We start from the raw sequence: 26872 nt of genomic DNA, 5'->3' as shown, positions 1-26872 counted from the left end.
AACATTTCCCCATCCCCTTTCCACAGCCTTATACCGCCAGCCCTGACGGCTACCGCCGCCAAAATGTAAAGACAGTTAGTAATGATTGCCGGAACAAAAAGAAAGCCTGTTACATCAGGAACTCCCTACGGCAATTTCCAGGATATTGCCAAGCCCAATTTCCTTAAAACGTTTTTCTTTCAATTTTGTAGGCTTGACTCCGGATTCCAAATCCGTCCGTTTTATAAGCCTATACTGACCAATAAGTTATTTTTTATCATTTAAAACCGGAATATTTATGATTTCCAGACTTGACCAAATATTCCTTTTCTGCATCTCCATGAATTCCATCAATTATTTCGTTTTTCATGGAGGAAGATGGTTGCAGCCACCTCCGGTTCCACATCCGGAACCAGCAATAAAAAACGGACGGTTTCCCGTCCGTTTTCTGGAAATTGAAGTGTTGAACTACCGGATCAGTAGTCCAGTTCACCTCTCATGACCCGGCGCTCGAATTCGGCCACATCCACCACCTGGCCGGTCAGCCGGGCGTGTTCCGTGGCAAAGGCCATTACATGGGAGTGGGCGGATTCTTCAATGGAGGTGGTCATGTCCGCCGGGGAGGGAACCGTCAGCATGTCATCGTAAAGGGCTTCCACCAGCCCCCAGTCACCGCCGCCGTGGCCCTGGTAGCCGCCGGCCAGTTCCTCCAGCTCCACCACGCGGGTTTTACCGCCAAAGTGGGGCGTCACGGTGATTTCACCGGGGCCGTTTTCCTTGTAGAAGGCTCCGGCGCGGATTTTGCCTTTGGTGCCGTATACTTCAATATGGCGCCCCTGCTCAAAGGCCGTCATCGTGAAGGTGCCGGTCAGGCCGCCTTCAAAGCGCATGATGGAAACCTGGTGGTCCGGCTGGTCATTGTCGCACTGGAGGTAGTCCCTGCCCCACGGGGAGGTTTCAAGCCATTCACAGATTTCCTCCGCGGTGGCTTCCTGCGCGCGGTCATAGACCATGCCCAGCCAGCGCTTGCATTCGTCGTCCGTGGCGTATTTGCGGGCGTCCCAGGGGTCTTCCCCCACCGGGGTGGTCCAGTCCGTGCAGCGTTCCGGACGGGGGGAGGAGAGCGTTTTTTTCGTGAAGAAGGTGAGCTCCCCGAAGCTGGCTACGGAGAGGCATTTGCGCCTGCCCATGAGCCAGTAAAGGATGTCCATGTCATGGCAGCATTTGGCCACGATCATGGGGGTGGAGGTCTTGCTGTTGCCCCAGTGCCCGCGCACGAAGGAGTGGGCGAAGTGCCACGCCCCCACGCCTTCGTTGGCGTTGAAGGTGATGACGTCCCCGATTTCCCCGCTGCTGATGATTTTTTTCAGGGTGCGGTAGAACTGGGTGTAGCGCAGCACGTGGCACACGGCCACGCGGCGTTTCAGCAGGCGCGCCAGGTCGCGCAGTTCCAGCGCTTCCTTCAGCGTCTTGGCGATGGGTTTTTCCAGCAGGACGTGGTAGCCCAGCTCCATGGCCTTTTTGCACGGGGCGTAGTGGTAGTCGTCCTGCGTGCCGATGATGGCTACGTCCGCCAGGCGCGGTTCCTCCAGCAGGGAGGCGGCGTCCTTGAACAGGCGGATGGAGTCCCGCTCCTCCTCCGGGGCAAAGTCACGCACGGCTTCCGTGCGCTGCTTTACGGGGTCCGCCGCGGCGGCGATGCGGTAGCGGTTTTTTTGTTCCATGGCCAGCTTCATGTAGGTGCGCGTGCGGGAGCCGCACCCGATTCCGGCGAGAGAGAGTCTTTTTTGTTCAGGCATGAGGATTGTATTAGAGAGATTGATTTAAAGGACGCCGGATTTGACAAGCAGCGCTTCCGCGTCCGGATCACGGCCCATGAAGTCGCGGTAGAGTTCCGCGGCAGGCTTGCTGTTGCCCTTGCTGAGGATGCAGCGGCGGAAGTCGCGCCCGGTCTGCGGATTGAGCACCCCTTCCTTCAGGAAGCGGCTGAAGGCGTCCGCTTCCAGCACTTCCGCCCATTTGTAGGAGTAGTAGCCGGAGGCATAACCCGTGGGGTCCGCGAAGATGTGGGTCAGGCGGCGCGCCACGGAGGGGCCGCGGTGGGTCATGGGCACCCGGTAGTCCGCCAGGATGCGTTCATCCGTTTCCTCCAGCGGAGCGCCCTTGTACCGCGGCCAGTTCACGTGAAGCTCCAGGTCCAGCTTGCCGAAGCAGAGCTGGCGCATGAAGTCCGTGCCGCTCATGTAGTTGCGGGCGGCGCGCATTTTGGAGAACAGTTCGTCCGGGATTTTTTCACCCGTTTCATAGTGCGCGGCGAAGAGGTCCACGGATTCCCGCTCCCAGCACCAGTTTTCATTGATCTGGGAGGGCAGTTCCACAAAGTCCCAGGCCACGTTGGTGCCCGCCAGGGATTTGACCTCCACATCAGAGAGGAGCTGGTGCAGCAGGTGGCCGAATTCATGGAAGATGGTTTCCACCTCCCGGTGGGAAAGCAGCGCGGGCTTGTCCCCCACGGGCTTGGTCATGTTGCCGACCATGAGGCCCAGATGCGGCACGCGGGGCTTGCCGCCGTGCGGGGGTTCCCCCACGCTGAGGTAGTTCATCCACGCCCCGGCGCGCTTGGAGTCCCGCGGATGCCAGTCCGCATAAAAGGAGCCCAGGTGTTCCCCGCTTTCCGCATCATGCAGCTCATAGAACAGCACGTCCGGGTGCCATACCTCCACCGCGCCTTCCGGCACTTCCCCGGGTTCCCCCGGCTTGAAGGCTACTGTGGGGCGCGGCGTGACCGTGATGCCGTACAGGCCGGAGTAGATGGAGAAGAGGCCGTCCATCACCTTTTCCACGGAGTAGTACGGGCGCAGGTCTTCCTCATCAAAGGAGTACAGCTCGCGGCGGCGTTTTTCAGACCAGTATCCGGTTTCCCACGGGGAGAGTTTTTCCACGGGTTTTCCGGTCTTTTCCTCCTTATACCCGCGGACGGCTTCCATGTCTTTCAGGAAGGAGGGTTTCACCTTGTCATGCAGGTCATTAATGAAGTCCAGGGCGTTGGCTCCGCTCCCGGCCATGCGGCGGGAGGTGGCGTAGTCCGCAAAGCAGCCATATCCCAGCAGGCGGGCCTTTTTATCCCGCAGTTCCAGGATTTCCGCAATGAGGGCCTCGTTGTCATATTCCCCGTCCTTACCTATGGAGCAGGAGCCTTCCCACATTTTACGGCGCAGTCCATCCGAGTCCGCAAACTGCATGACGGGCTGCAGGGAGGTGAATTTCTGCGTGAAACGCCAGCGGGGGGCTTCTTCCGTGCCGTGCCCATTGGCCAAGGCGTCCAGCCGGGCGGCCTCCTTCGCGGAGTCCGGCAGGCCGGAGAGTTCCGCTTCATCTTCCACAATGAGCTCCCAGGCGTTGGTGGAGTCCAGCACGTTTTCCGCGAATTTCTTGGTCTTCATGGAGAGCTGGGCTTCTATTTCCGCATATTCCGGCTTCACCTCGTCCGGCAGGTCCGCCCCGCTTTCACGGAAGTCCGCCAGCGTTTCCTGAATGAAGCGCTGCTTGACGGGGGAGAGGTCTTTCACCCAGTCACAGGCTGCGGCGGCTTTCAGGACCGTCCACAGGCACGGGTTCAGCGGCACGGAGGAGGAGAAGGCCACCACCTCCGGCAGCATTTCACCGATGGCTTCCCGCTGGGCGGGTTCATCATTCACGGAGTCCAGGTGCATGGCGCGGCCCCAGCCGAGGTGCAGGTCCTCAGAGGCTTTTTCCAGAGCGCCGAAGGTGTTTTCATAAGTCAGGGAGTCCAGCGGCTGGCCGCAGATGGCCTGAATGTTGGCCCTGGCGCGGGAGATGGCTTCCGTAATGTCAGGCTTGATGGCGTCCGGCGTGAGCCGTGACCAGGAAACCAGGAAGGAGGGGTCCAGATAGGGATGGTTCATATTTGATTGATGTATGTGGTTATTGAAAATGAATGCTTGCCGGAATGTGCAGCGTCAGGAGCCAAGGCGCCCGTCAGGGAAATTCAGTGTTTCACAGGTCTCCATGTTATTTGATCCGGTTCTTTTTCCGAGCTTGCGCAGCGGGAGCGGCATTTTCTTTGCCGCGGGCCTGTTTCATGGTGGCCAGCACCCCGGCGTGGTTGGGGAAGCGTTTCAGCGCCTCTCCGCACATGTCCGCGCACTCCCGGTATTTGCCGCCCCGCAGGTAGGCCTGGGCCAGTTTCCATTCCGCGGGATACGGCACCACGGGGGGCAGCAGCAGGGAGGAATAACGCTGGCTCCGGATGGCTTCCGACATCCAGACATTGGCGGAGTCCGGGAACATCAGGGCACGGATTTCCGAGGAGTAAAGGCTCCCCATCTGAAGACAGCGCGCCCAGTAGGAGACGCTCATCTGGCGCCGGGCCACTTCCGCACCCTCCATGAACAGGCGCAGGATGCCGGACAGTTTGTCAAAGCCGGCCGCTACGGCGCCCGGCCTGCCCTGCCCGGCCGCGCAACAGGCGCCCATGTACTGGGTGACCACCGCCGTCATGCCGTTGCTCAAGTCCGGAAATCCCTTGGGGAGCGGCCCCGGAGACGCTTTCAGCAGATATGCCTGCGCGGGAAGGGAGGGCCGGGCCAGCATCAGGCGCACGGGCAATGTCCTGGCCTCCCATAGTTGAAGGAGCGTTCCGGGAGCCAGCGGGTGTTTCCCGTCCAACGGGACGGAGGCGGCCCTGGAGGCGATGGCCTCCGCCTTTTTGTAATGGCCCGCGCAGAATTCAGAGACGGCACGGTAAAGGATGGAACGGAAGTAGGCGTCATTCAGCGCCCGGGGAACGTTTTCCGTTTTTTCCCACGCCAGGCACAGGTTTTCAGAGGACTGGAAGGCGGCGGAAGCTCCTTCATAATCCCCCGTGCGGAACAGGCAGTGCCCCAGCAGGTGCTGGGCGGAAGCGGAGAGGGGGTTGGCCGCGGCGGCCTTGCGGGCGGTTTCCACCGTTTCCGGAGAGATGACCGGGGCCACCTCCTCCAGCAGGACGCGCATGAACAGGGCCGCCTGGGAGTCCGGGCGTTCTTTCAGGACGGCATCCACCACGCGGACGGCCTCCTTCTGCCCTTCCCCGGGGTTGCCGTTCCCGTCAAAGCCGTCCCGCAGGAGCATGGCGTAAAAGAGGGGGGCGTAGGGATCGCGCTTCCAGGTGGTACAGATGTTTTTCCATGATTCCCGTGCCTTTTCCGGACCGTTCATCAGCAGCACGGCCAGGGCGTCCGCATAGGCGCGCTCCTGTTCCGGGCAGTCCGGGCGCAGCGCCAGCTCCTTCATGCGCTTCATGGATTGGACGCGCTGGGCCTGGAACTCGGGGCCCGCGCCCATCAGGCTCATGCACCGTCCCCAGTGGGCCATCAGGCAGTCCGGGTCCAGGCGGAGGGCGTCATCAAATTTCAGGGAGGCGCGCATGTCCCCGAAGGTGAGCAGATGCGTCATTCCCTCCAGCACCAGAATCTGCACGGCCGGAGAGGAGGAGCCTATCATCATCATCTCCACGCCGGGCGGCAGTACCGCAGGCTGGGCCGGAACGCCGGCGCGGAAGACGGCCTCCCGCCAGCCGTTCAGGGACGGACTGCTCATCCAGTACCCGTGTTCCCCGTCCGGAGCGGCGGAACAGCAGCCCGCCATGGCGGCGGACAGGAGAACATGACGGAAGGAGGCTTTCATACCGGGAAAAGGCTACATTCTGTCCGGAAGCTGGATGCCCAGCAGGCCCAGGCCGTGCTTGAGGGTGCGGGCCGTCAGCTCGCACAGGGCCAGGCGGGAGTGCCGCACTGCCCCTTCCGATTTCAGGACCGGGCAGGCCTCATAGAAGGAGTGGAAAGCGCGGGCCAGGTCAAACAGGTAGGCGGCCAGCACATTCGGGCGGCAGTCATCCAGCACCTGCGGCACCACTTCCCCGTAGCGGGCCAGGAGACGGGCCAGGTGGATTTCCGCATCTTCTGAAAGCTGAATGGGGGCGGACCAGTCCAGCGGGGCGCCGTCCAGCTTGCGGAAGATGGAGCGGACGCGCACATAGGAGTTCTGGAGGTAGGGAGCCGTGTCCCCCTGGAGGGCCAGCATTTTGTCCCAGTTGAAGACGTAATCCGTCATGCGGTTCTGGGAGAGCTCCGCGAACTTTACGGCGCCTATGCCCACGACTTCCGCCACGCGCTTCTTTTCCTCCTCCGGCATGTCCGGACTCTTTTCCTCCACCACCCGGGCGGCGCGTTCAATGGCTTCATCCAGCACGTCCTGGAGGGAGACAGTGTCCCCGGAACGCGTTTTAAAAGGCTTGCGGTCGTCCCCCAGGATGGAGCCGAAGGCGATGTGACGGTAATCCCCGTCCATGCCGCGGCGGCGCTGCGTGGAGAAAATCTGCCGGAAATGCAGGGCCTGGGGAGCGCCCACCACGTACCAGATGGAATCCGCCCCCCACGTCTTGATGCGGTGGTCCAGCGTCGCGAGGTCCGTAGTGGCGTACAGGAAGCCGCCGTCCGCCTTGCGGATGATGCAGGGGTTGGCGCGCCATTCCCCCTTGTCCTGCACCAGGAAGGGGTCTTCATTGGGCGGCACGGAGCCGTCGGAAAACACGCAGATGGCGCCGTCGCTCTCACGGGCCATTCCGGCGGCGATCATGCCGTCCACCAGCGGAGCCAGGGCATCGTTGTAAAAGCTTTCCCCCAGCCAGTAGTCAAAGTGGATGTCAAGCTGGCCGTAGATTTTGGAAAGGCCGGATTTGGAGACTTCCACGCAGCGCTTCCAGATCGCCAGGTTTTCCCCGTCCCCGGCCTGGAGCTTCACCAGCTCCGCCTTGCAGGTATCCAGCAGTTCCGGCTTTTCCTTGCACATCAGGTTCACGTCCTTGTACACCCGCAGCAGCTCGTCAATGGGGTTGGCGGCCAGGGCCTGTTCATCCAGAATGTTCTTCCAGCCCCACAGGATCATGCCGAACTGGGTGCCCCAGTCACCGATGTGGTTGTCCGTAATGACGTTGTGCCCCACAAAACGGGCCACGCGGGAGAGGGCGTCCCCGATAATGGTGGAACGGATATGGCCCACGTGCATCGGCTTGGCGACGTTGGGCGCGGAAAAGTCAATGACGATGGTTTTGGGGTCCTGCACCTTCTCCACCCCCAGACGGTCGTCCGCCAGCATGGCCAGCAGGCGCGCGGCGTAAAATTCAGGTTTGATGCGGAAGTTGATAAACCCGGGCCCGGCGATTTCCAGGGAACAAACGCCGTCCTGCCCCATCCCGTCCACCACCTGCTGGGCCAGAGCGCGGGGATTCGTGCGGCACCGCTTGGCAAGCACCATGGCGGCGTTGCTCTGGTAGTCCCCGAACCGCAAATCCGCGGACGGCGTCACACTGGCGCAAAAATCAGCGGGAAGCTCCTCCCCCAACACCGCTTTCAACGCGGCGGACAACTTTTCTTCAAGAATTCCGGGTATGGTCATGTCTGCTCAGATGAACGGACATTCCACCGCCGTAGTCAAGGCGCAACTGTCATGAAGACATACCTTAATATTAATTTTATCAAAAAATTTCAAATATTTTCATGAAAATCTAAAACACAATAGATTTTATAATTCTCGTATTCAGTCATTCCTTCAGTTTCTAAGAACAACTATTGCTGGAAAATGGACATTGAGACAAAGCTTTTCTCATCTTTACAAGAAATAAACTATGACTTTCTAAATCCATCTTATCAGGATCATAAGATGTACATACCAATGAGCATCTCTTTTCACACGAACAAAATCCATAGTCATCTAAAATTTTTTTTGCTCCACAAGGAGCTTTATCATTACCAGGGAGATTTTCCAATCTATGCGCAGAAAACCCACTACCAGGAACAAGCTTAATTAACCAAGCTTCTGTTCTAGGCATAGGAACAAGAGGAACTCCTCTTTCAGAAATTCCAGATTTAAAAAAACCATTTTCTATCTCTTTTATTATCGTGTCTCTCGCTTCTCTTTTTTTCCGTTCTAAAAGAGTAGAGTTTCTAGTTCTTAAATCTTTATTTGTAAAATCCACATCTGAATGTAATACGGCAATATGACCACCACGTTCTTGAGTAAACAACCCAAGAGTTTCTGCCATTATAGAGATCTTAGGGGGCTTTGCTAGCCGCATCGTAGATTTCCGTTTTTCAGATCGTTTTACCTTACGATAATTTTGAAGATCACTTTTACTAACAATTTGAATATAATTATGCTCTATTATTTCATCAGGATAATAACGAGCCAATATTTTCCATATAATATAGTACAATGGCCCTACTTGAGAACAGTTTCCAAAATCGGAAACTCCCTCTCCATGAACAAAGATAACAGGAATCATTACTTCTCCATGTCATTTACTTGTTCTGCCATTTCAGCCACTTCATCCATATTAAATTGTAACATAGCCTCCCCAGCTCCCAACATTCCAAGTAAATCTCCTACTTTAGGGATACTAAAAAACGGAACTGATTTCGTAATTCCTAATCCATCTTTATAAATGAACTGTACTATCTTCTCAGCATCATCATCTGGGAGAAAATTGAGCAGAAGGGGACTATGTGTAGTTAAAATAACCTGGCAAGGGCAATCATTTAAAAGATAAGAAACTAGTTTTTCAAGAAGATCAGGATTAATACCATCCTCAATTTCATCAATTAATACAGTTCCTTTAGTAAATAAGGTTTCGGCAATAATTGCCAGAACACGGAGCATGCCATCATTTAAATGACGAGATTCCGTCGAAATAAAAGTATCACTTTCATAATGCTCAATCACTTTGAGTTTAATCCCCCCTCCCCGCATAGACTGCGTTTGAAAGCTCATAAAATGAGGATAAAAATTTTCCATCACTTCTGCTATTTGAACCTTCTGTTCATTCGTAAGGCGATGCAAAAAAATAGATAATTGCTCACCTCCAAGCCCTACACCTCTTTTAGGCATTAATCTTGACCGTCTCCTCATTTGCTCGGGAGACAATAAATCTATCGAAAGAATATTGGAAACTTCATTCCACACTAATGAATATGGATCTTGTTCAGAAAACAAACTAATAATAGAACCTCTATAACCTATTTTTCTAAAATCCACATCTTTAGGCCAAATAAGATCAGAATCATGAAGGATTCCTTCTTTAAGTTCCATTAATTTTTCCTGATCTTCCTTTCTATCAACCCATTTAATTTCTTCTTTGGTACATTTTCCAATATTACCGTTATAGGCTCCACTCCATTTGTAATACTCTTCACCTACATCAAATAATAAGCTATATGAAATTAATGGAGACCATGGCTTTCCTAAAAATTTCGTATATAATTCATTTTTTTCCCAGCCTCTCAAATCAAGAAATTTTGAAATCCCCTCTATCTGTGCCAGATTTGCTAAAAAATCCAATCCCTGCAAAACAGTTGATTTTCCCGCACCATTCAATCCAATCAGAACAGTCAATTTTGATGAAAATCGAATGCTGAAATTTTGTAAAGATTTAAAGTTATTTATTTCGAATACAGTCAGCATATTAAAAGGGGGGGCATGATTTAAACAAAATCAATCAACTATCAAATAACAATAGACGCACACTTTGTAAACTATACTCCTTCATAAATCAAGAGAAACAATCTCAATGTGAGACATGCCCATCTAAATTGCCATTTAGTTCCATGATAATGTCAAATCCAAGACATATCTTTTCCGGTAAAAACAACAGGACGGAGATTCCATCCCCGTCCCTCCCGGCGAACCGGGCGTCCAGCGCCCGAATCCGCCTTTTCCGTCAGCGTGCCTTTCCTAGAAGGACCGCATTCTGGAAGCCTTCAGCCAGTCTTCCAGTTTCCTGGAGGCCTTCACCTCTTTTTCACGCTTCTTTTCCGGCACGGACTTTCCGGAGAAAGCCTTCGCCAGAACCAATGCCAGTTTTCTTTTCATTTTCATTCTATTTTTCTATAGGGTTTGCTCCCCCCGGAGCGGAGGCATTCAGGAAGAATCCCTGCCGTCCCCTCGGGGAACGCCGCCTACTTACTGTATAAAGGAAGTTTAGTCCAATAGAAAAAAAACGCTTCCTTGTCATACCAAATACAATAAGTAATTCAGGCCGTACAAGCCTTTAATCAAGAGACTTTTCCAGCAGGTCCGCATCCTTGGCCGCAGAGGGGTCAAAGGGGCGATCTATTTTTTTCATCTCCATTTCCACCCGCTGGTGTGACGAATTGTCCTCCATCATAACGTCCAGAGAACGTTTCAGGGAGGCCAGATTGGAGGTGTACAACTTCTGCCGCGCCGCCGAGCGGGAGGCCAGCACGCCCTGCCGGTCAAACAGGGCCAGCACCGTATAGACGTCTCCGTTTTTGCCGCCGGCGATCAGATTGACGCCAAAGAGGGGGATGTTCCCCAGGAAGTTGTTTTTAGCCTTGCGGTAGCGGTAAGTCCACAGCGTCCCGTTTTTCATGGTGACCGCGTCGGAGGGCTGCCCCAGGACGTCGTAAACGTTCGCCTTGGAGGATTTTCCCGGAACCAGGGCGCCGTAGGCCGCCGGGGACGCCACGGATTTGTTGCCGTAGGTGACGGAACAGGCGGACAGCGCCAGACAAAAGGCGGCCATGGAGGCAAACAGGACGTAACGCATCTGCATGGTGAAAAGGTACGTTGCCGGGGCTTCAAGTCAATCCCTCAGCCCACCATTCCCCTCATGCGCCGGAAATATCCGGACCGGAGGTAAGCGCTCTTCAGGCCTTCCCTTTTCCGCCAAAGTCATATTTTTCCGTTTTCCAGAGGAACATGCGGCGGTAGAGATGGTATTCCGTCACGCAGAGGATGGGCATGCCGATGGTTCCGATGAAGGGCAGTAGGCGGAAGAGGTGGCGGCACAGGTAAAGCACCACCATCAGGAAGCTTTCCCTGAATACGGTCATGTACAGGGAGTACGGGTTGACGAGCGTTCTCTTGTACAGGGAGGAGGCCAGCAGGGGGCCGAGAATGGGGATGATGCCCAGCACCACCACGGCCGCAAAGGTCCACCCCCTGCGCCGGGCAATGTAATCATCATAACGGTCCACGGATTGCTCCCCCTGGAGCACCGCTTTTCCGCAGGCAGGGCAGTTCTGTTCCAGCGTAGGTTCATGGAGCGGCTGCCCGCAGTAAAAACACCGCCGGTAGCTGCGGAGCACTTCCTCATGCCTTTTCCATCCGGTGGCCGGGATCACAGTGCGCAGCCTGGAATAACCAATCCAGTTCAGGGCGCGGGGTTTGGGATTGGGCGTGCCGCACTTGGGGCAGTGCAGGCCGCACGGGTACATCATGGTGCCGCATTTGGAGCAGAAAATGCGGTGGTCGTATTCCCGGCGGCGGCAAAAAAGGTAGTAGGCTCCCAGGGCCAGGCCGCCCAGCAGCCCCAGGGCGATCACCACCCACGGGTACAGCAGGCAGTAGGCCACCAGGTATTCCGTCCAGGAATGGTCGGAGTGATGAATGAAGGATTCCGGGCTGATGGGGTTCTGCGCCACATCCGGAAGCTGGCTTACGTATTTTTCCCCCATGTCCCTGAGCGGCCCGGCAGGGAGCCATTGTTGTATGGGAATGGGTTCTTTCATGGTCTGGCGCGCATGCGGGGTACACCATACAGACAGGTTCCACCCCGGGTTCCGTTAAAAAAGCCTGTGCCATCCAGCATAAAACGCCCCCGCCGGAATAGGGAGGGGAAAGTAGGCCATGCCCGGAAATTCCACAGGGAACCGGGAAGAGGCCCTTTTCATCCGGCCTTTTTCCGTGTAGTATTTTCGCCATGCCTACACTCCGCCAAGCCACCAAAGACGACATCATGCTTATTCATGAACTGGCCGGGCAGGCTTTCCCCGCCACCTACCGGGACCTCCTTTCCCCGGAGCAGATGGAGTTCATGATGGACTGGATGTATTCCCCCGCCAACCTGGAGCAGCAGATGGAGGAGGGGCATGTGTATTTCATCGCCTCCCATGACGGGAAGCACTGCGGCTATCTGTCCGTCCAGCCGGAAGGCCCCGGCGTTTTCCACTTGCAGAAGATTTACGTTCTGCCGGGTTTCCAGGGTCTGCACATCGGCAGCTACCTGTTCCGCCAGGCTGTCAGCTACATCAGGAGCATTCATCCGGAACCGTGCCTGATGCGCCTGAACGTCAACCGCTACAACACCCGGGCGGTGGAGTTTTACCAGCGCATGGGCATGCGGGAACTGGAACGCGGGGATTTCCACATCGGCCACGGCTATTACATGACGGATTACATCATGGGGCTGGATATTGCCTGAAACGCTTTTCCCACAGGAACGGGCAGCCGGGGAGTCCAAGCGGGGAGCGGTCTTCCTTCTTGACACTCAATGCGGGATTCTGCATCATCCATCCTATGAAAACCTTTACTGCCCTCCTTCTGTCCGGGAGCATCGCCGCCATGACGGCCCCGGCTTTCATCCATGCGGCGGATAATGGCGCCGGAGCCAAAGTCACCTACCCTTCCTTTGACGACAGCAGCCACCTCCACGGACCTAAAATCAAGGCTTCCGACCTAAAGGGGAAGGTGGTGTTTTTTGAGTACTGGGGCATCAACTGCCCGCCCTGCATCGCCAGCATGCCGCATTTGCAGGAATTGCAGGATAAGTTCCAGTCCAAGGGCTTTACCGTGGTAGGCAGCCACCGCCAGGGGCCAAGCCCCAGGATCAAACAGTTCCTGGAGGAAAAGAAGATTACCTTTCCCGTTTACCAGGGGCTGGATATTCCGGCGGCCTCCTGCCCGGGCGGCCTGCCGCATGCCGTGCTGATCGGAGCCAACGGCAAAGTGGTTGCCAAGGGGCACCCCACCCAGCTTTACGATCTGGTGAAGAAGGAGGTGATGAAGGCGGAACGCGGCCTTCCCATCCTGGAAGGCGTGGAGCTGGACAAGTACAAATCCCTGGCCAAGACAGTCGTTTCCAACGGCAGCAACATCGAGTCCAAGATTACGCCCCTGCGGAAGAAAACGGACGACGAGGAGGCTCAGGCCGTCTGCGCCGCTTTTGACGAATGGCTGGGAGACGCCAAGGACATGGTGCAGGCCCAGATCCAGTCCAACCCGCTGGAAGCGGTGACGGCCATCACGCGCCTGAAGACGGCGGTGCCCTCCGTCAAGGAGTTTGACGAACCGCTGGCGGCTCTGAAAGCCAACAAGGACCTGCCGAAGCTGGCCGACCTCAACAAGAAGATTTCCGCCCTGGAGCAGCGCAAGGCGAAAGGCCGCAAGGTTTCGGAAGCCGACCTTAAGTCCCTGGCGCAGGCCGTGGACAAATTCGCGGAGTCTGACAATGAAGCCACGCAGACCGTGGCGGGCAACCTGAAAAGGAGCCTGTCTTCACTGGCCGTGCAGGAGTCTCCGGAAGATAAATAAGCCTTTCAGACGAACGGCATTTCATCCGGCACTAACAGGCGTTTACGGACGCCTGTTTCTTTTTTCTCCGGAAGCTTTTTTCTTCTTCCCGGATAAGACATCCGGAGCGGAGAGGACGGAACAGGTTTCCCGGACAAAGGAGGAGAGAGCCCGGTCATCATCCAGCTCCGTCATCAGGAAATGCGGCCTGGCGCCGGGATAGGGGCTGCCCTGCTCCTGCTGCGGGAGCATGTTCAGGCCCGGCTCCGTGATTTTGACGAACAATTGGTTGTCACATACCAGGCCAAAAAACTTCCGGTCACAGTACAGGCCGTATTCTCCAAACATTTTTTTGAAGGAAATGTCCCCGGCATGCCGGAGCTGGAAACAAATATATTCTACTACATCCGGGGAAGAGGCCATATCCCCATGTTCTCACACCGGCCCCGCCCACGGCAAGCAGCAAACGCCTGCCTGCGGACTGCCGGGCTGGAAATCCGCAGTCCAGCAGCCGGAGCCGCGCGCCTTTTTCCGGGGCGGCTGAGCAGGCGGCTTTTACCCGTTCATGCACCTTTTCCACTGCTCGCCGGAAATCCGGCGGCGTTCTAATAAACATTGACACTGACGGCTAAAAACGCCATTAAACACGCCGAAGCAACGGGGAATTCCGTGAGAACCGGAAACAGTCGCGCTGCGGTATCGGGTTACAAACCCTCAGGGAACGTTTTTCACCAGGCGTTCTATCAGCCAGTCCTCCCATTCCGGAGGGTGAAGGCGAGGGGGAGGTTGGAGACCCGGAGTCCGAATATCCTTGCTTCGGTTCACCATACCTCATCAACGCATGATTGAAACATCCTCTTACCTTCCGGGGGCGTTCCTGCCCTTTTCCTCCGTTTTTCTTGCCGGGCTCACCCTGTTTTCCCTGCCCGCGCTTTCCACCGCCCCATGCAGGGCGGAGGCGTCCCCCGCCCCGGCGGAACAGGCGGCAGTACCGCAACAGGAAGGGCTGCTTCTCGTCGCCTTCGGGACCAGCCACCAGGACGCCACCGTCTCCTACAGGGAGCTGGAAAAGGACATGCTGCCCCATTATGCTCCGGACCGCCTGAAGTGGAGCTACACCTCAAGCATCATCCGCAAGAAGCTTGCCGGACGCGGAACCCCCGTTCCCTCCGTGGAGGAGAATCTGGACCGCATGGCCCGCGAAGGCATCCGCACGCTGCGCGTCCAGTCCCTCCACATCGCCCCCGGAGAGGAATTTTCCCGGATGGAGAGGCAGATCGTCAGCTTCCTGGCGCGTCACCCGGACAGCTTTGACCACGTGTTCATCGGCCGCCCCCTGCTGGAAAGCGAGCGGGACAGGGACGAGGCGGTCACGGCCTTTTTACGGCATTTTCCCGCGGAACGGAAGAAGGATGAAGCCATCCTGCTCATGGGGCACGGCCAGCAGGAGGGACGCTGCGACATGGTGCTTTCCGATTTTGCCCGCGAGCTGAATGACCGCGACAACCTTGCGTTTTTCGCCACCGTGGAAGGCACGCGCGGCGTGGCCCCCATCCTGGAACAGCTTAAAAAGTCCGGCGCAAAAACCGTCTGGCTGGCCCCCTTCATGCTGGTGGCCGGAGACCACGCCAAGAATGACCTGGGCGGGGATGAGGAAGATTCCTGGGCCTCCATGCTCAGGAAGGAGGGGTTCACCGTTAAAACCCACCTGAAGGGCCTGGGGGAAAACCCGGGCATCCGCGCCGTTTTCTCCCGCCATGCCCGGACCACGGCGGACGACCTCATGACTCCCAAACAAGCGCATTGACATGTCCTCCCCCGGAAAATTTTATGGAGTGGGCATAGGCCCCGGCAATCCGGAATACCTCACGCTCAGGGCCGTCAACGTGTTCCGGTCCGTGGACATGGTGTTTACCGTGACGGGCCCCAACAGCGATTTCAGCATTTCCGAAGCAGTGGTGCGGTCCGTGGGCGGCGTGAAGGCCCGATTCCACAAGCTGGTTTTCAGCATGTCCCGCGACGCCAGAACCCGGCAGGAGCAGATTGAAAGGAATACGGCCGTTATTGAGGAGGCCCTTTCCCGCGGCCTTGACTGCGCCTTTGCCACGCTGGGAGACGCCATGACGTACAGCACCTTAGGCTATATCCTGAGCCTCCTGCTCAGCCGGAATCCGGACCTGCACACGGAAGTGGTGCCGGGGATCACCTCATACTGCACCCTGGCGGCCCACAGCCGCCAGATCCTGGTGGAAAACGGGGAACGGCTGCGGGTTATTCCCGCCTTCAGGCCGGAGATGGCGGATTCCCTGGAGTTCCCGCCCGGAACCACCACCGTTCTCATGAAGACCTACCGCAGCCGCGCGCGCCTGATGGAGCGCATCCGGCGGGAGAAGGATATCCGCGTTATTTACGGGGAAAGACTGGGCATGCCCGACGAGTTTATTACGGACGATATTGACGTCATCGCCGCCAGGCCGGAAGAATACCTTTCCCTGATGTTCGTCAAGAAGGCATGAACGGCACCAGGCACTCCCGCACCTATCCCTGGAGCCAGCCTTTCCGCTGGCTCTGGCTGGTGCTGGCCCTGGCGGCCTCCGGAGTCATGATTGTGAAGATGCCCGCGGGCATGGACGCCTCCGCATCCGGAAAGCCCCGCATGGCCATGAAGCCCGCGGAAGAAGCCCCGGCGGGAACACGCGGGGAAGGAAAAGGAAAGGAAGAAGCGCCCGTTGCCAGCCCAGCCCCGGCGCCCAAAAAACGCCATCATTCCCGGAGCGCACAGGCTCCGGAAACAGGCGCGGGAAAAATTCTGGCGCGCCTGCCCCAAATAGGCAGCCTGATCGGCCTGGTGGCCCTGGCGGCCTTCATCGGCGGTATTGCAGAAATCTTCCGCTTTCATTTTGCCCTGGGCAAGCTGTTCGGCGGACTGGCGCGCTGGGCACACCTGCCGGAAATCATCAGCCTGTCCATCCCAACGGCCCTTTACTCCAACGCCGCGGCCAACGGCATGCTGGTGAGCAGCCATGCAGAAGGAAAAATCACCCATTCCAACCTGATTGCAGGGGGCATGATGAACAGCTACCTGTCTTTCGTCTCCCATTCCCTGCGGGTGGCGTATCCCGTCATCGGCGCGGTGGGTTTGCCCGCCATCTGCTACTTCGGCTGGCAGATGGGCTTCGGCTTCCTGTTCATTGCGGGCGTGCTGTTCCTCCACCGCAGGAAAAGCCCCCCTGCCGTTCCGGAGGCGGCGGCTTCCGGGGAGGCTCCCGCCGCCGGGCGCCCCTCCCCGGAATGGCGCAAATCCCTGCGGCAGACGTGCCTGCGGGTGCTCGCGCTCGTTTTCCGCATGCTCTGCCTGACGGTTCCCCTGATGATCGGCGTGGAGTGGCTGATGAAAAACGGCCTGTTTTCCTGGTGGGAGGAACACGTGCCGGACTGGGTCAACCGCATTTTTCCCGCGGAGCTCATGAGCATCGTGGCCGCGCAGATGGGCGGCCTGGTCCAGGCCGCCGGGGTGGCCGCCAACCTCCGCAGCCACGGCATGGTCACTTCCTCACAGATTCTGCTTGCCATGCTGGTAGCCAGCGCCATCGGCAACCCCATCCGCGCCCTGCGGCGCAACCTTCCCTCCGCCATGGGCATTTTCCCCACACGGGACGCCCTGACCATCGTGCTCGTCATGCAGCTCTCCCGCATGATCGGGGCCATTCTTCTGATTGCCCTGACGGGCCTTTTCATCCATTATACCCACTGACGCCTCATGACCGCCGCACCTGACATCCGCTGGGACATGCCCCCCGCCGCCATTGAGGCGGAAAGCTTCGCCGCCATTGAACGGGAGTTCCAGGGCTGGGAAGAGGTGCCGCCGTCCGAATGGAAGGTCATGCGCAGGCTTATCCACACCACGGCGGACCTTTCCATTGCCGCGGGGCTGGCCTTCCGCCATGACCCCATACCCTCCGCCCTGGCGGCCCTCCGCGGCCACTGCCCCATTTTCTGTGATTCCAACATGATCCGGGCCGGGCTTTCCGTGGAACGCCTGAGGCGCGCCCACCCCGGTTACAGCAAGGAGGACATCCATTGCTACATTGCCGATGCGGACATCGCCGCGCAAGCCAAAGCCACCGGGAGGACGCGGGCCATCTGCGCCGCGGAAAAGGCGCGCCCCATCCTGGACGGAGCCATCGTCCTCATCGGGAACGCCCCTCTTTCCCTGGCCCGCATCTCCCGGTATGTGCTGGAGGAGGGCATCAGGCCCGCCCTGATCGTCGGCATGCCCGTGGGCTTCGTCAACGTGGTGGAATCCAAATTGCTGACGGGAACCTGCCCCGCGCCCCAGATCGTTCTGGACGGGCGGCGCGGCGGAAGCGCCCTGGCCGTCACCACGCTGCACGCCATTCTGGAGAACCTGCCCGCCGCCTGATTTTTTCCTCATTCTACCCCATCCGCCGAATTCCGTTCCATGTCCTCCCCCCTCCGCCAGCCGCTCCGGAAAGGATTTTCCACCGGGGCCAATGCCGCCGCCGCCATCACGGCCGCGTGGAAAACGCTGAACGGAGAGAACATCAGTGAATCCATTCCCCTGCTTTTCCCGGACGGAGAAACGAGAATGCTCCCGCTGGCGGCCAGTGAACCGGGATTTTCCCGCATCATCAAGGATGGAGGGGACGACCCGGACTGCACCCACGGAGCCGTGATGGAGGCGCGCGTCCGGGCGGCCGTTCCGGAGGAAGCCGCCCCGGAGGATTACTTTCTGCCCATCCGCGGGGCCACCCTTATCCTGCGCTCCGCCGGGGGCATAGGCCTGTGCACGCTGCCGGGCCTGGACTGCGAGCAGCATAAATGGGCCATCAACCAAGGACCGCGGCGCATGATTGCTGACAACCTGGCCCGCTCCGGCATGCGGGAAGGGTGCTGGCTGGCGGAAATCTCCGTCCGGGACGGGGAACGGCTTGCCGGGAAAACGCTCAATCCCCTGCTTGGCGTGGTGGGGGGAATCTCTATTTTAGGCACCAGCGGCATCGTGCGCCCGTACAGCCATGAAGCCTATATTGCCACCATCCGCATCTGCGTGCGCTCCACCCGGCTCTCCGGCTTTGACAAGGCGGTCTTCTGCACGGGGGGGAGGACGGCCGCGCTGGCCAGGTCCCTTCTGCCGGGATACCCCTCCATCTCCTTCATCTGCATTGGCGATTTTATTGCGGAAAGCCTTCAGAGCGCAGGAGAACAGGGCATGGCGGAAGCCGTGGTGGCCTGCATGCCGGGCAAGCTCTGCAAGTACGCCGCCGGATTTGCCAATACCCACGCCCACAAGGTGGCGCAGGATATGCAGCTTTTTCTCCGCACGGCGGAACGCCACGCCGCGCTGGCGGATGAAGCGCGCCGGAGCATCCTGGCCTGTTCCTCCGTACGCCAGGCGCTGGCGCTGGTTCCGGAAGAGGCCCACCTTTCCCTGTACCGGGACCTGGCCGCGGAAGCCCGGCGCCAGTTCCAGCGCCACGTGCCCGGCCTGCCCGTCCGTTTCCTGATCTCCGGTTTTTCCGGCAGCCTTCTTCTCGACATACCTCCATGCCTTCCCTGACCGTTTTTTCCTGCGGCATAGGTCCGCTTCACCCCTCCCCGGCCCTGCTGGGCAAACTGGCGGAGGCGCAGAGCCTGTACGCTTCCGCCGCCCTGCTGAAGGAGTGCCCGCCCTGCAACGCACGGCGCATCCCCATCGGCAGGAACGCGCGGGAACAGGCGCGGGAGGCGCTGGAAGAAGCCCGGCAGGGCGGAAACGTGGTGGTGCTGGCTTCCGGAGACGCCCTGTTCCACGGGATGGGAGGCACGCTCCAATCCCTGGCCTGTGACGGGGACCGGCTGGAATTCATCCCGGCCCCAACCGCGTTCCAGGCCCTGTTCCACCGCCTGGGCATGCCGTGGGACCGAGCCCGGTGCTTCAGCGCGCACAGCACGGAAGATATCCCGTGGGGGGATATTCTGGCCCAGCCGCTTCCCGTCCTTTACGGCGGCCACCCCTTCACCGCGTGCCGCCTGGCCGGGGAGGCCATCCAATTCCACCCCCCGGCGGCTCAACGTTCCGCCGTGGCGGCGGAACGCCTGGGAACTCCCGGGGAACGCATCCTGAAAGGAACCCTGGCGGAACTGGCCCGGGAGGAATGCGCCCCCACCTCCATGCTCCTGCTGCTGCCGGACGAGCGTTCCGGAGCCGCGCCCATCCTGCCGCTGGGACTGCCGGCGGACTTTTATGAAAAGGAGAACAACCTGATTACAGCGGAGGAAGTGCGCGCCGTCATCCTGTCCAAGCTCCGCCTCCCTGCCTGGGGCGTGCTGTGGGACGTGGGAGCCGGAAGCGGCTCCATCGGCCTGGAAGCCGCCGCCCTGCGCCCCGGGCTCTCCGTGTACGGACTGGAACGGCAAGAGTCCCGCCTGGAACTGATCCGCCGGAACTGCCGGAAGCTGGGGTGCGTGAATTACGCCTGCATGCGGGGAGAAGCGCCGGAAGCCCTGGCTGCCCTGCCCGCGCCCGACCGCGTTTTCTTGGGAGGCGGGGGCGCCGCCCTTGAATCCATCCTCCAGGCGTGTTTTGACGCCCTGAATCCCGGCGGCCTCCTGGTAGCCTCCGCCGTAACCACGGAAAGCGAACACCTGCTTTACGGCTGGAACGCCGCCGCCCGCACGGGGATGTTCTCCCTGGACATCGCCTCCGAATCTCCCATTGCCGGAACCTACCACCATCTGCGGCACGGCAACCGCATCACCCTTTTCACCTATTCCCGCGCATGAATACCGCCCGTTTTCCCATCCATTTCATAGGAGCCGGCCCCGGGGCCGAAGACCTGATTACCGAACGGGGCGCCGCCCTCCTGAAGGAGGCGGACGTGGTCGTCTACGCCGGCTCCCTGGTCAATCCGGGGCACCTCAAACGCTGCCGCCCGGAAGCGGAACTCCACGACAGCGCCAAAATGAACCTGGAGGAACAGGTGGAGGTCATGGCCCGCGGGGTGCTGGAAGGAAAGAAGGTGGTGCGCCTCCACACGGGGGACCCGTCCATGTACGGAGCCATCGCGGAGCAATTCGACCTGCTTGACAAAAAGGGCATTGAATCCATTGTGGTGCCGGGAGTCAGCAGCGTTTTTGCCGCCGCCGCGGCCTTGCGCACGGAACTGACCTACCCCGGAATTGCCCAGAGCCTGGTGCTGACGCGCACCCCGGGAAGAACGCCCATGCCCTCCGGGGAAGCCTGCGAGGCCTTTGCCAAGACGGGCGCCACGCTGGCGTTCTTCCTCAGCGCGGGGAAGCTGGATGAACTGGCCGCACGGCTTATCTCCGCCGGGAAATCCCCCGATACGGCGGCGGCGGTAGTGTACCGCGCCACCTGGCCGGATGAAAAGATCATCCGCGGCACGCTGTCCACCATCGCGGCGGAAACGGCGCGGGCGGGCATCGGCAGGCAGGCCCTCATCCTGGTGGGTGACGCCATCGGCGCGCACGGCTGCGGGCAGTCCCTGCTCTACCACGGCCAATTCAGCCACGGCTACCGGAATGAGAAGGAAGACGAACGGTTCGACGGAAGCTGCGCGTTTTACGCTTTCACGGAAAAAGGAGTCCGCAAGGCGCAGGAGATTTCCCAGTCTCTGGGGAAAGCCGTTATCCATTCCGTAGGCAGGGCCGGGGAAACGGAAGGTGTCAAGCGGGTTTCCCCGGAGGACTTCGACCCGTTGCTTGCCCGGCAGTGGAACCTGTTTGACGCGCACGTTTTCATCGGGGCCACGGGAATTGCCGTCAGGAAAACGGCTCCCCTGCTCCGGGACAAGGCCACGGACCCGGCAGTAGTCTGCTGTTCGGAGTCCGGCTCCCACCTCATTCCCCTGCTTTCCGGCCACCTGGGCGGCGGCAACCGCCTGGCGCGCAGGCTGGCCCGCATCAGCGGCGGGGAGGCCGTCATCACCACCGCCACGGACACGCGGGGAATCACCGCCTTTGACGAAGCGGCGGCCAGGGAAAAGGCCTGCGTTCTCAACCCGGACGCCATCAAAACCCTGAACGCGGCCCTGCTTGACGGAGACACCGTATCTTTTCACGGTCCGCAGGAAATCCACGAACGGTACTGGCGGGACTGTCCCCAGGTCATTCCGGCGCGGGCGGATGGAGCGGAAGCCGCGGAAAAACCGCACGTTCCCGCCGTCTATTGGGATGAAGAGCCCCCGGAATCTGCGGGGGGAGCTGCCGCCCTGCTCATTCAGTCATCCTCCTTCGTGCTTGGAATAGGCTGCAAAAAAGGAACGGAACCCGGGCTGCTGCAGCAATACGCGGAAGGCTTTCTTGCCCGGCAGGGAATCTCCCGGTCCCGTATCAAAGCCCTTGCCTCCTGCACGCTCAAGGAGCAGGAACCGGCCATCCTGGCCCTGGCCGCAACATGGAACGTACCTTTCCATGTCTTTGAGCCCGCCGAGCTGGACGCGGTGGAAATTCCCACGCCGTCAGACGCCGTCTTTGAAAAAACGGGGACTCATTCCGTTTCCGAGGCTTCCGCCATTCTGGCCTCCGGGGGTAAAATCAACACTCCTAAAACCGTTTGCGGCGGGAACGTCACGCTGGCCCTGGCGACGTGCCCTCACGGCAGCCGGAACAAGGCCCGTCAAGAATCCGGAAACGTCATCGTCATCGGGCTGGGGTCCGGGTCTCCGGGCCAGCTTACGCCGGAAGCGGCTGCTGCCATGGAGCAATGCACCTGCATAGCCGGCTACACCAAATACTTGGATTTCATCCGGGAACGCATCCACGGGAAAAAGATGATCCAGACCGGGATGATGGGGGAAGTGCCGCGGTGCACGGCCGCGCTGGAAGCGGCTCTGAACGGGGAAAATGTCTGCATGGTCTGCTCCGGTGACCCGGGCATCCTGGCCATGGCCGGGCTGCTCTACGAAATGAGGAAGGAAAACGAACGCTTTTCCCCGGTCCGCATTGAAGTGCTCCCGGGAATTACGGCGGCCAGCATTTCCGCCTCCGCGCTGGGGGCGCCCCTCCAAAACGGCTTCTGCCTGTTGAGCCTGTCCGACCTGCTGGTCCCTGCGGAAGAAATCCGTGCCAACCTGGAGCAAAGCGCCGGAACGGCGCTGCCCGTGGTCCTTTACAACCCCGCCGGACGCAAACGCCGCCATCTGCTGGAGGAGGCCCTGCGTATCTTCCGGAACAAACGCGGTGGCCAAACCCTGTGCGCCTACGTGAAACACGCTGGACGCCCCGCCCAGCAAAAATGGGTGGGGACGCTGGACGAATTCCCGCTGGAGGACGTGGACATGTCCACGCTGGTGCTTCTGGGCGGCCCCCGGACCATCAGGGACGGAGACGTCCTTTTTGAACGGAGAGGCTACGCCGACAAGTACGGAATATCCTGACCTGATCCGGAAAGACAGCATCCGCAGAATTTGCCTGTTTCCCATGAATAAGCCTTTTCACGCCTTCTGCATCGCCTCCACCCAGTCCGGGGGAGGCAAGACCACGGTATCCCTCGCCCTGATGGCGGCGCTCTCCACCCGGGGATTACGCGTGCAGGCCTTCAAGTGCGGCCCAGACTACATTGACCCCTCCTTCCACCGGCAGGCGACGGGATTGCCTTCCTTCAATCTGGATACGTGGATGATGGGGAAAAACGGGGTGCGGTCCCAGTGGGCGCGGCACGCCTCCTGCGCGGACATCGCCATTTGCGAGGGGGTCATGGGCCTCTTTGACGCCCGGACGCCGGAAAGCCTGGAAGGAAGCACGGCGGACTGCGCCCTCACGCTTGGCCTGCCCATGTTGCTGGTGGTTCAGGCGCGGGGCATGGCGGGGTCCATTGCCGCCGTCGTCCGCGGCTTTTCCCAGCACCATCCCGGCCTGAACATAGCGGGAGTCATTGCCAACGGCGTGGGAAGCGCCACGCACGCGGACCTTCTGCGCCGGGCGCTGGCCCATCACGGCATGCCGCCGCTGGTGGCGGCGTTGCCCAGAAACGCGGAATGGACACTCCCGGAACGGCAGCTGGGCCTTGTTCCCGCGGAAGAGGAAGCACGGCAGCAATCCTGGTTCCGCAGGCTGGCGGAAGCGGTGGAAAAGCACGTCAACTGGAAGCTGCTGATGGACATCACGGAAATTCCCCGCCCCGCTCCCCTGAAAGCCTCCATTCCGTCCACCCCTGCCCGCGGGCGCCTGGCCGTGGCACGGGACAATGCCTTCTGCTTTTACTATGAGGACAACCTGGAACGGCTGAGGCAGGCGGGCTGGGAAATCACCTGCTTTTCTCCGCTGGAAGACACCGCCCTGCCGGAAGGAACCAGGGCCCTCTACCTGGGAGGCGGCTATCCGGAAACCTTCGCAAGCCGCCTGGAAAGCAATGAGGCCATGCGGAACGCCATCCTGGAATTTGCCAAGAACGGCGGAGAAATCTTTGCCGAATGCGGCGGTTACATGTACCTGTGCAAGGAACTGGCGCTTCCGGACGGGACAAGCAGGAACATGTGCGGAGTCATTGACGGAACGGCGCGGATGGGGGAAAAACTCCGTTCCCTGGGATACCGGGAAGCCGTGATGGAAACGGAAGCCCCGTTCGGGCTGCGTTTCACCCGCATCCGCGGCCATGAGTTCCACTGGTCCTCCATTAAACTGAACCGCCCCTACCCGCCCCTTTACACGGTCAGGGGAAAGGATGGAAGCCTGAGCGCGGAAGGCGTGGCGGACGGCAACGTGAAGGCCGGCTACATCCACCTTTACTGGGGGCAGGAAAACCATGACCAGCCGCAAACGCCCCAGCCGCGGCAGGGACGCGTCATCCTGCTCAACGGGGCCTCCAGCGCGGGGAAAAGCACGCTGGCCCGGACCCTGCACCGCCTCATGGAGGAGGACTCCATGATTTTTTCCATGGACGACTACCTGGCCATGAGCCGGGGAAGGCATGAAAACGCCCTGGACGCCGTCCGGGAAACCGGACTCCCCTTCATCGAATCCTTTCACGCCGCCATTGCAGAGGCCGCGCGGAAAGGCGCCCTGGTCATCGTGGACCACGTCATCGGCGAATCCCGCGCCTGGGTTCAAGACCTCCTGAACCGCCTGAGCGGCATTCCCCGCGCCCTCATCAAGGTGGACTGCCGGGAGGACATTCTGCTGGAACGCGAGCGGAACCGTACCGACCGGACTCCGGACCCGGCCCATGCGGAGCGTCAGCACGGAAGCATCCACCAGCACTTTCCGCATGACTTCTCCATAGACACCACGGAAGCGACGCCCCGGGAATGCGCCCTGGAACTCATGGGGCAGCTTCCGCCGGAATTCAGGGCGGCGCAGGAATGAAGAGAGGAATGGCCGACGGCGGAGAACAGATTTACCTGAGAGCTTTCAGGAGAGAATATCTTAAAACTCAACATTCCTCTGAGCCTTGACTCCCTGCTGAAAGGCATGCCTGACGCATTCAATCCGGCTCACGGTATCAGCCACGGCGACAATTTCCTCCGGAGCATCCCGGCCTGTCAGAACGACGACCTTTCCAGGGGCAATTTTCTTCAAAGCATCCAAGACTTCCGCAATGGGGAGGAACCCGTAATTCAGGGGGTAAAAAATCTCGTCCAGAATCACGGTTCCCACGGACTCATCCGCCAGCTTCTCCCGGGCCACCCTCCACCCGTCCCGGGCGGCGGAAGCATGGCGTTCGCGGGACTCTTCATCCCTGGCGCGGCCCGTAAACCCTTCTCCGGAACACACTACCTCCGCATTCGGAAACTGCCGGAGGGCCACCACCTCCCCATAGGAACCGTCATGCTTGATAAACTGAACCACAGCCACCTTGCCGCCATGCCCCAAAGCGCGCAGAGCCATGCCGAAGGCGGAAGTAGTCTTTCCCTTGCCGGGTCCGGTCAGAACAAGAATGCGGGAACCTTTCATGCCCGGCATTATACAGCCCCCAACAGCAATACCCAGCCCAAATTCCCATTGATTCCCTGCGTAAAATGCACTACCGGTCTCCGCATTCCCCTGCTGGTCACGGAGAAAGCATCTCCCCCGGCAGCACAAAATTTCATGAAGTACAGGCACTCATGCCATCTCCGCAAACCTGCGGGCAGACGTGAATAGGACTTTACAGAACCGCCCTCCTCACGGTAGCTTATGCCCGCGCTTGTTGCATGGAGAGATGGCAGAGCGGTTTAATGCAGCGGTCTTGAAAACCGCCGTGGGGCAACCCACCGTGGGTTCGAATCCCACTCTCTCCGCCACCTTTCCCTATTTTACGGCGCCTTAATCCGTTGATTGATCAAGGATTTTACTTTTCCGGGCCTTGATCTTCTTCCCGGCGTTTTCCCGAGGCATTTTCGATTCCTGAAGAACCAAGGCCCGCTGATTCCTTCTTCTGGGGCCTCTATTTCCTGATACGGTAGGGAATGTTTTACAAAATACTCATCGTCAGTCTGCCCGGTTCACCCAAACGTGAAACCATGTCCCAGCGCCTTTCCGCCCAGAGGCTTTCCTGGGAATGGGTGGACGGGGTGCGCGTCGCTTCCATGGAGGACATCCCCTGGGAGGAAAGGAACGACCTGGAGGCCTACGGCATTCCCCGTCTCAAGCAGGCTCCGGAATACGTTTGCCGGGCCATCGGGTGCAAGCGGGCCATGCGCCGCGCCATTGACCATGCCGCCACCTGCGCGGAAGACTGGGTGCTTATCCTTCAGGATGACGCCATACTGGCGGATTCTTTTGACGCCAAACTAAAGGAACTGCTCCATCGCGTTCCCGATGAAACCGGATGCGTGCTGCTGCACCGCGTGGGAGGCGGTGTAAAGGAAGTGGACGGCTGGACGCGCGTCACGGGCAATGTGCGCAGCATGACGGCTTTTGTGCTGCGCCCTTCGTTTGCCCTGTCCATGTCAAAAGCCCTCCTGCCGTGGGGAGGGGAAACGGACCGTATCTGGGAGTACCTGGCCCGGCAGGGAAAGATCATTCTCACCCCTGCCGAGCCCAGGCTTGTTTCATGCAACCAGAAGGAAAGCGATATCATCGGCGGCATTCCGGAACTGCATGTTTTTTGGAAATAAAGGAAAGAAAAAATTATCAGGATTCTCTCCACAGAGCTCATAGAATTCGAATTTTTCTTCTTTTCGCCATGAGCAAGAATTTATGAGTTTCTTCTCCCAATAACCTAAAATTGGGAGAAGAAACAGAATGATATCAGTTATTAAAAACCTTATTGATCAACAAATCATTTTTATCTTAATCATGGTTCGTTAACAGGTATTATTTTTTTCCGTGAATCACCTGTCCACTCTGACATGTCTTTGATATATTTTCAATTTCTCCGCTTTTCGCCACGGAACTTATTGAAAACGGATCTTTTTTTATAAAATCAAATTGTTAATGCACTTTCAAATTTACAACATTCAAATATTACTACGTTTCTTCTAGATGGGGAGGAGTTATACTGCATTTCAAGTATCTGTGCTGCATATTCGTATTTAAAATCAAAGGTAAACTGGATGAATAATACATGTTTTTTGTCATT

At 58.9% G+C, this 26872-nt stretch carries 22 protein-coding genes, 1 tRNA gene and 1 riboswitch; of the genes, 12 read left to right on the top strand and 11 right to left on the bottom strand.

Features of this window, described 5'->3' with window-relative positions:
* Nucleotides 1–455 precede the first annotated feature (455 nt).
* From CXU21_RS01290 to CXU21_RS01255, 9 genes are all read right to left on the bottom strand, one after another.
* Entirely contained in the window at nucleotides 456–1778 is a 1323-nt protein-coding gene (locus CXU21_RS01290) for a Gfo/Idh/MocA family protein (protein WP_102713376.1), read from the bottom strand.
* Nucleotides 1779–1802: 24 nt separating this feature from the next.
* Nucleotides 1803–3905, bottom strand: a complete 2103-nt coding sequence (locus tag CXU21_RS01285; RefSeq protein ID WP_102724761.1) for a M3 family metallopeptidase — start codon at nucleotides 3903–3905, stop codon at nucleotides 1803–1805.
* 106 nt (nucleotides 3906–4011) lie between these two features.
* Nucleotides 4012–5667, bottom strand: a complete 1656-nt coding sequence (locus CXU21_RS01280) for a tetratricopeptide repeat protein (protein ID WP_102724760.1) — start codon at nucleotides 5665–5667, stop codon at nucleotides 4012–4014.
* Nucleotides 5668–5679: 12 nt separating this feature from the next.
* Nucleotides 5680–7437, bottom strand: coding sequence for an arginine--tRNA ligase (argS, locus tag CXU21_RS01275; RefSeq protein ID WP_102724759.1), 1758 nt, complete (start codon nucleotides 7435–7437; stop codon nucleotides 5680–5682).
* A gap of 160 nt (nucleotides 7438–7597) precedes the next feature.
* Nucleotides 7598–8323 (bottom strand): hypothetical protein, encoded by a 726-nt coding sequence (locus tag CXU21_RS12075; protein ID WP_146016895.1) that lies wholly within the window; start codon nucleotides 8321–8323, stop codon nucleotides 7598–7600.
* Nucleotides 8323–9498, bottom strand: a complete 1176-nt coding sequence (locus tag CXU21_RS01265; protein ID WP_102724757.1) for an AAA family ATPase — start codon at nucleotides 9496–9498, stop codon at nucleotides 8323–8325. The genes CXU21_RS12075 and CXU21_RS01265 overlap by 1 nt, the downstream gene beginning before the upstream one ends.
* A gap of 270 nt (nucleotides 9499–9768) precedes the next feature.
* Nucleotides 9769–9912, bottom strand: coding sequence for a hypothetical protein (locus tag CXU21_RS12270; protein ID WP_180972367.1), 144 nt, complete (start codon nucleotides 9910–9912; stop codon nucleotides 9769–9771).
* Between the two features lie 172 nt (nucleotides 9913–10084).
* Nucleotides 10085–10609, bottom strand: a complete 525-nt coding sequence (locus CXU21_RS01260) for a hypothetical protein (protein ID WP_102724756.1) — start codon at nucleotides 10607–10609, stop codon at nucleotides 10085–10087.
* A gap of 94 nt (nucleotides 10610–10703) precedes the next feature.
* The gene (locus CXU21_RS01255; protein ID WP_102713386.1) at nucleotides 10704–11567 is read right to left on the bottom strand and encodes a hypothetical protein; all 864 of its coding nucleotides are present in this window, start codon (nucleotides 11565–11567) and stop codon (nucleotides 10704–10706) included.
* A 191-nt stretch (nucleotides 11568–11758) separates the two neighbouring features.
* Here CXU21_RS01255 and CXU21_RS01250 point away from each other — a divergent pair, with 191 nt between their 5' ends.
* Nucleotides 11759–12259, top strand: coding sequence for a GNAT family N-acetyltransferase (locus CXU21_RS01250; protein ID WP_102713388.1), 501 nt, complete (start codon nucleotides 11759–11761; stop codon nucleotides 12257–12259).
* A 95-nt stretch (nucleotides 12260–12354) separates the two neighbouring features.
* Nucleotides 12355–13368: a TlpA disulfide reductase family protein gene (locus CXU21_RS01245; RefSeq protein WP_102724755.1), complete on the top strand. Its 1014-nt coding sequence runs from the start codon at nucleotides 12355–12357 to the stop codon at nucleotides 13366–13368.
* Nucleotides 13369–13410: 42 nt separating this feature from the next.
* On the opposite strand, the gene CXU21_RS01240 is transcribed toward CXU21_RS01245, so the two are convergent.
* On the bottom strand, nucleotides 13411–13770 hold the full coding sequence (locus CXU21_RS01240; protein ID WP_102724754.1) for a TfoX/Sxy family protein: 360 nt from the start codon (nucleotides 13768–13770) through the stop codon (nucleotides 13411–13413).
* A gap of 185 nt (nucleotides 13771–13955) precedes the next feature.
* Nucleotides 13956–14173, top strand: a riboswitch (cobalamin riboswitch).
* A gap of 15 nt (nucleotides 14174–14188) precedes the next feature.
* Here CXU21_RS01240 and CXU21_RS01235 point away from each other — a divergent pair.
* The 8 genes from CXU21_RS01235 to CXU21_RS01200 are packed head-to-tail and all read left to right on the top strand — an operon-like array spanning nucleotide 14189 to nucleotide 24675.
* Entirely contained in the window at nucleotides 14189–15154 is a 966-nt protein-coding gene (locus CXU21_RS01235; protein WP_102724753.1) for a sirohydrochlorin cobaltochelatase, read from the top strand.
* A 1-nt stretch (nucleotide 15155) separates the two neighbouring features.
* Nucleotides 15156–15863 carry a precorrin-2 C(20)-methyltransferase gene (locus CXU21_RS01230; RefSeq protein WP_102724752.1) on the top strand — a complete coding sequence of 236 codons (708 nt, stop codon included), beginning with the start codon at nucleotides 15156–15158 and terminating at the stop codon, nucleotides 15861–15863.
* Nucleotides 15860–17101, top strand: a complete 1242-nt coding sequence (locus CXU21_RS01225) for a hypothetical protein (RefSeq protein WP_102724751.1) — start codon at nucleotides 15860–15862, stop codon at nucleotides 17099–17101. Before CXU21_RS01230 ends, CXU21_RS01225 begins: the two co-directional genes overlap by 4 nt.
* A gap of 6 nt (nucleotides 17102–17107) precedes the next feature.
* The gene (locus CXU21_RS01220) at nucleotides 17108–17770 is read left to right on the top strand and encodes a precorrin-8X methylmutase (RefSeq protein WP_102724750.1); all 663 of its coding nucleotides are present in this window, start codon (nucleotides 17108–17110) and stop codon (nucleotides 17768–17770) included.
* A gap of 39 nt (nucleotides 17771–17809) precedes the next feature.
* Entirely contained in the window at nucleotides 17810–18928 is a 1119-nt protein-coding gene (gene cbiD, locus CXU21_RS01215; protein WP_102724749.1) for a cobalt-precorrin-5B (C(1))-methyltransferase CbiD, read from the top strand.
* Nucleotides 18916–20133 (top strand): precorrin-6Y C5,15-methyltransferase (decarboxylating) subunit CbiT, encoded by a 1218-nt coding sequence (cbiT, locus tag CXU21_RS01210; RefSeq protein WP_102724748.1) that lies wholly within the window; start codon nucleotides 18916–18918, stop codon nucleotides 20131–20133. Before cbiD ends, cbiT begins: the two co-directional genes overlap by 13 nt.
* Nucleotides 20130–22748 carry a precorrin-4 C(11)-methyltransferase gene (gene cobM, locus CXU21_RS01205; RefSeq protein WP_102724747.1) on the top strand — a complete coding sequence of 873 codons (2619 nt, stop codon included), beginning with the start codon at nucleotides 20130–20132 and terminating at the stop codon, nucleotides 22746–22748. The genes cbiT and cobM overlap by 4 nt, the downstream gene beginning before the upstream one ends.
* A gap of 43 nt (nucleotides 22749–22791) precedes the next feature.
* Nucleotides 22792–24675, top strand: a complete 1884-nt coding sequence (locus tag CXU21_RS01200) for a cobyrinate a,c-diamide synthase (RefSeq protein WP_102724746.1) — start codon at nucleotides 22792–22794, stop codon at nucleotides 24673–24675.
* 60 nt (nucleotides 24676–24735) lie between these two features.
* On the opposite strand, the gene cobO is transcribed toward CXU21_RS01200, so the two are convergent.
* The gene (gene cobO / locus CXU21_RS01195; protein ID WP_219723141.1) at nucleotides 24736–25263 is read right to left on the bottom strand and encodes a cob(I)yrinic acid a,c-diamide adenosyltransferase; all 528 of its coding nucleotides are present in this window, start codon (nucleotides 25261–25263) and stop codon (nucleotides 24736–24738) included.
* A 241-nt stretch (nucleotides 25264–25504) separates the two neighbouring features.
* Between cobO and CXU21_RS01190 the strand changes: the two genes are divergently transcribed.
* Together CXU21_RS01190 and CXU21_RS01185 are read left to right on the top strand one after the other, a co-directional pair.
* Nucleotides 25505–25592 (top strand) — tRNA-Ser (locus CXU21_RS01190).
* Nucleotides 25593–25757: 165 nt separating this feature from the next.
* Complete coding sequence (locus tag CXU21_RS01185) at nucleotides 25758–26408, top strand: hypothetical protein (protein ID WP_146016893.1); 651 nt, start codon at nucleotides 25758–25760, stop codon at nucleotides 26406–26408.
* The last annotated feature ends 464 nt before the right edge of the window (nucleotides 26409–26872 follow it).

Source organism: Akkermansia muciniphila (assembly GCF_002884975.1).
GTDB classification, from domain to species: Bacteria; Verrucomicrobiota; Verrucomicrobiia; order Verrucomicrobiales; family Akkermansiaceae; genus Akkermansia; species Akkermansia muciniphila_C.
Note: the sequence above shows the minus strand (reverse complement) of the source record. Positions and strands in the feature narration are given on the sequence as shown.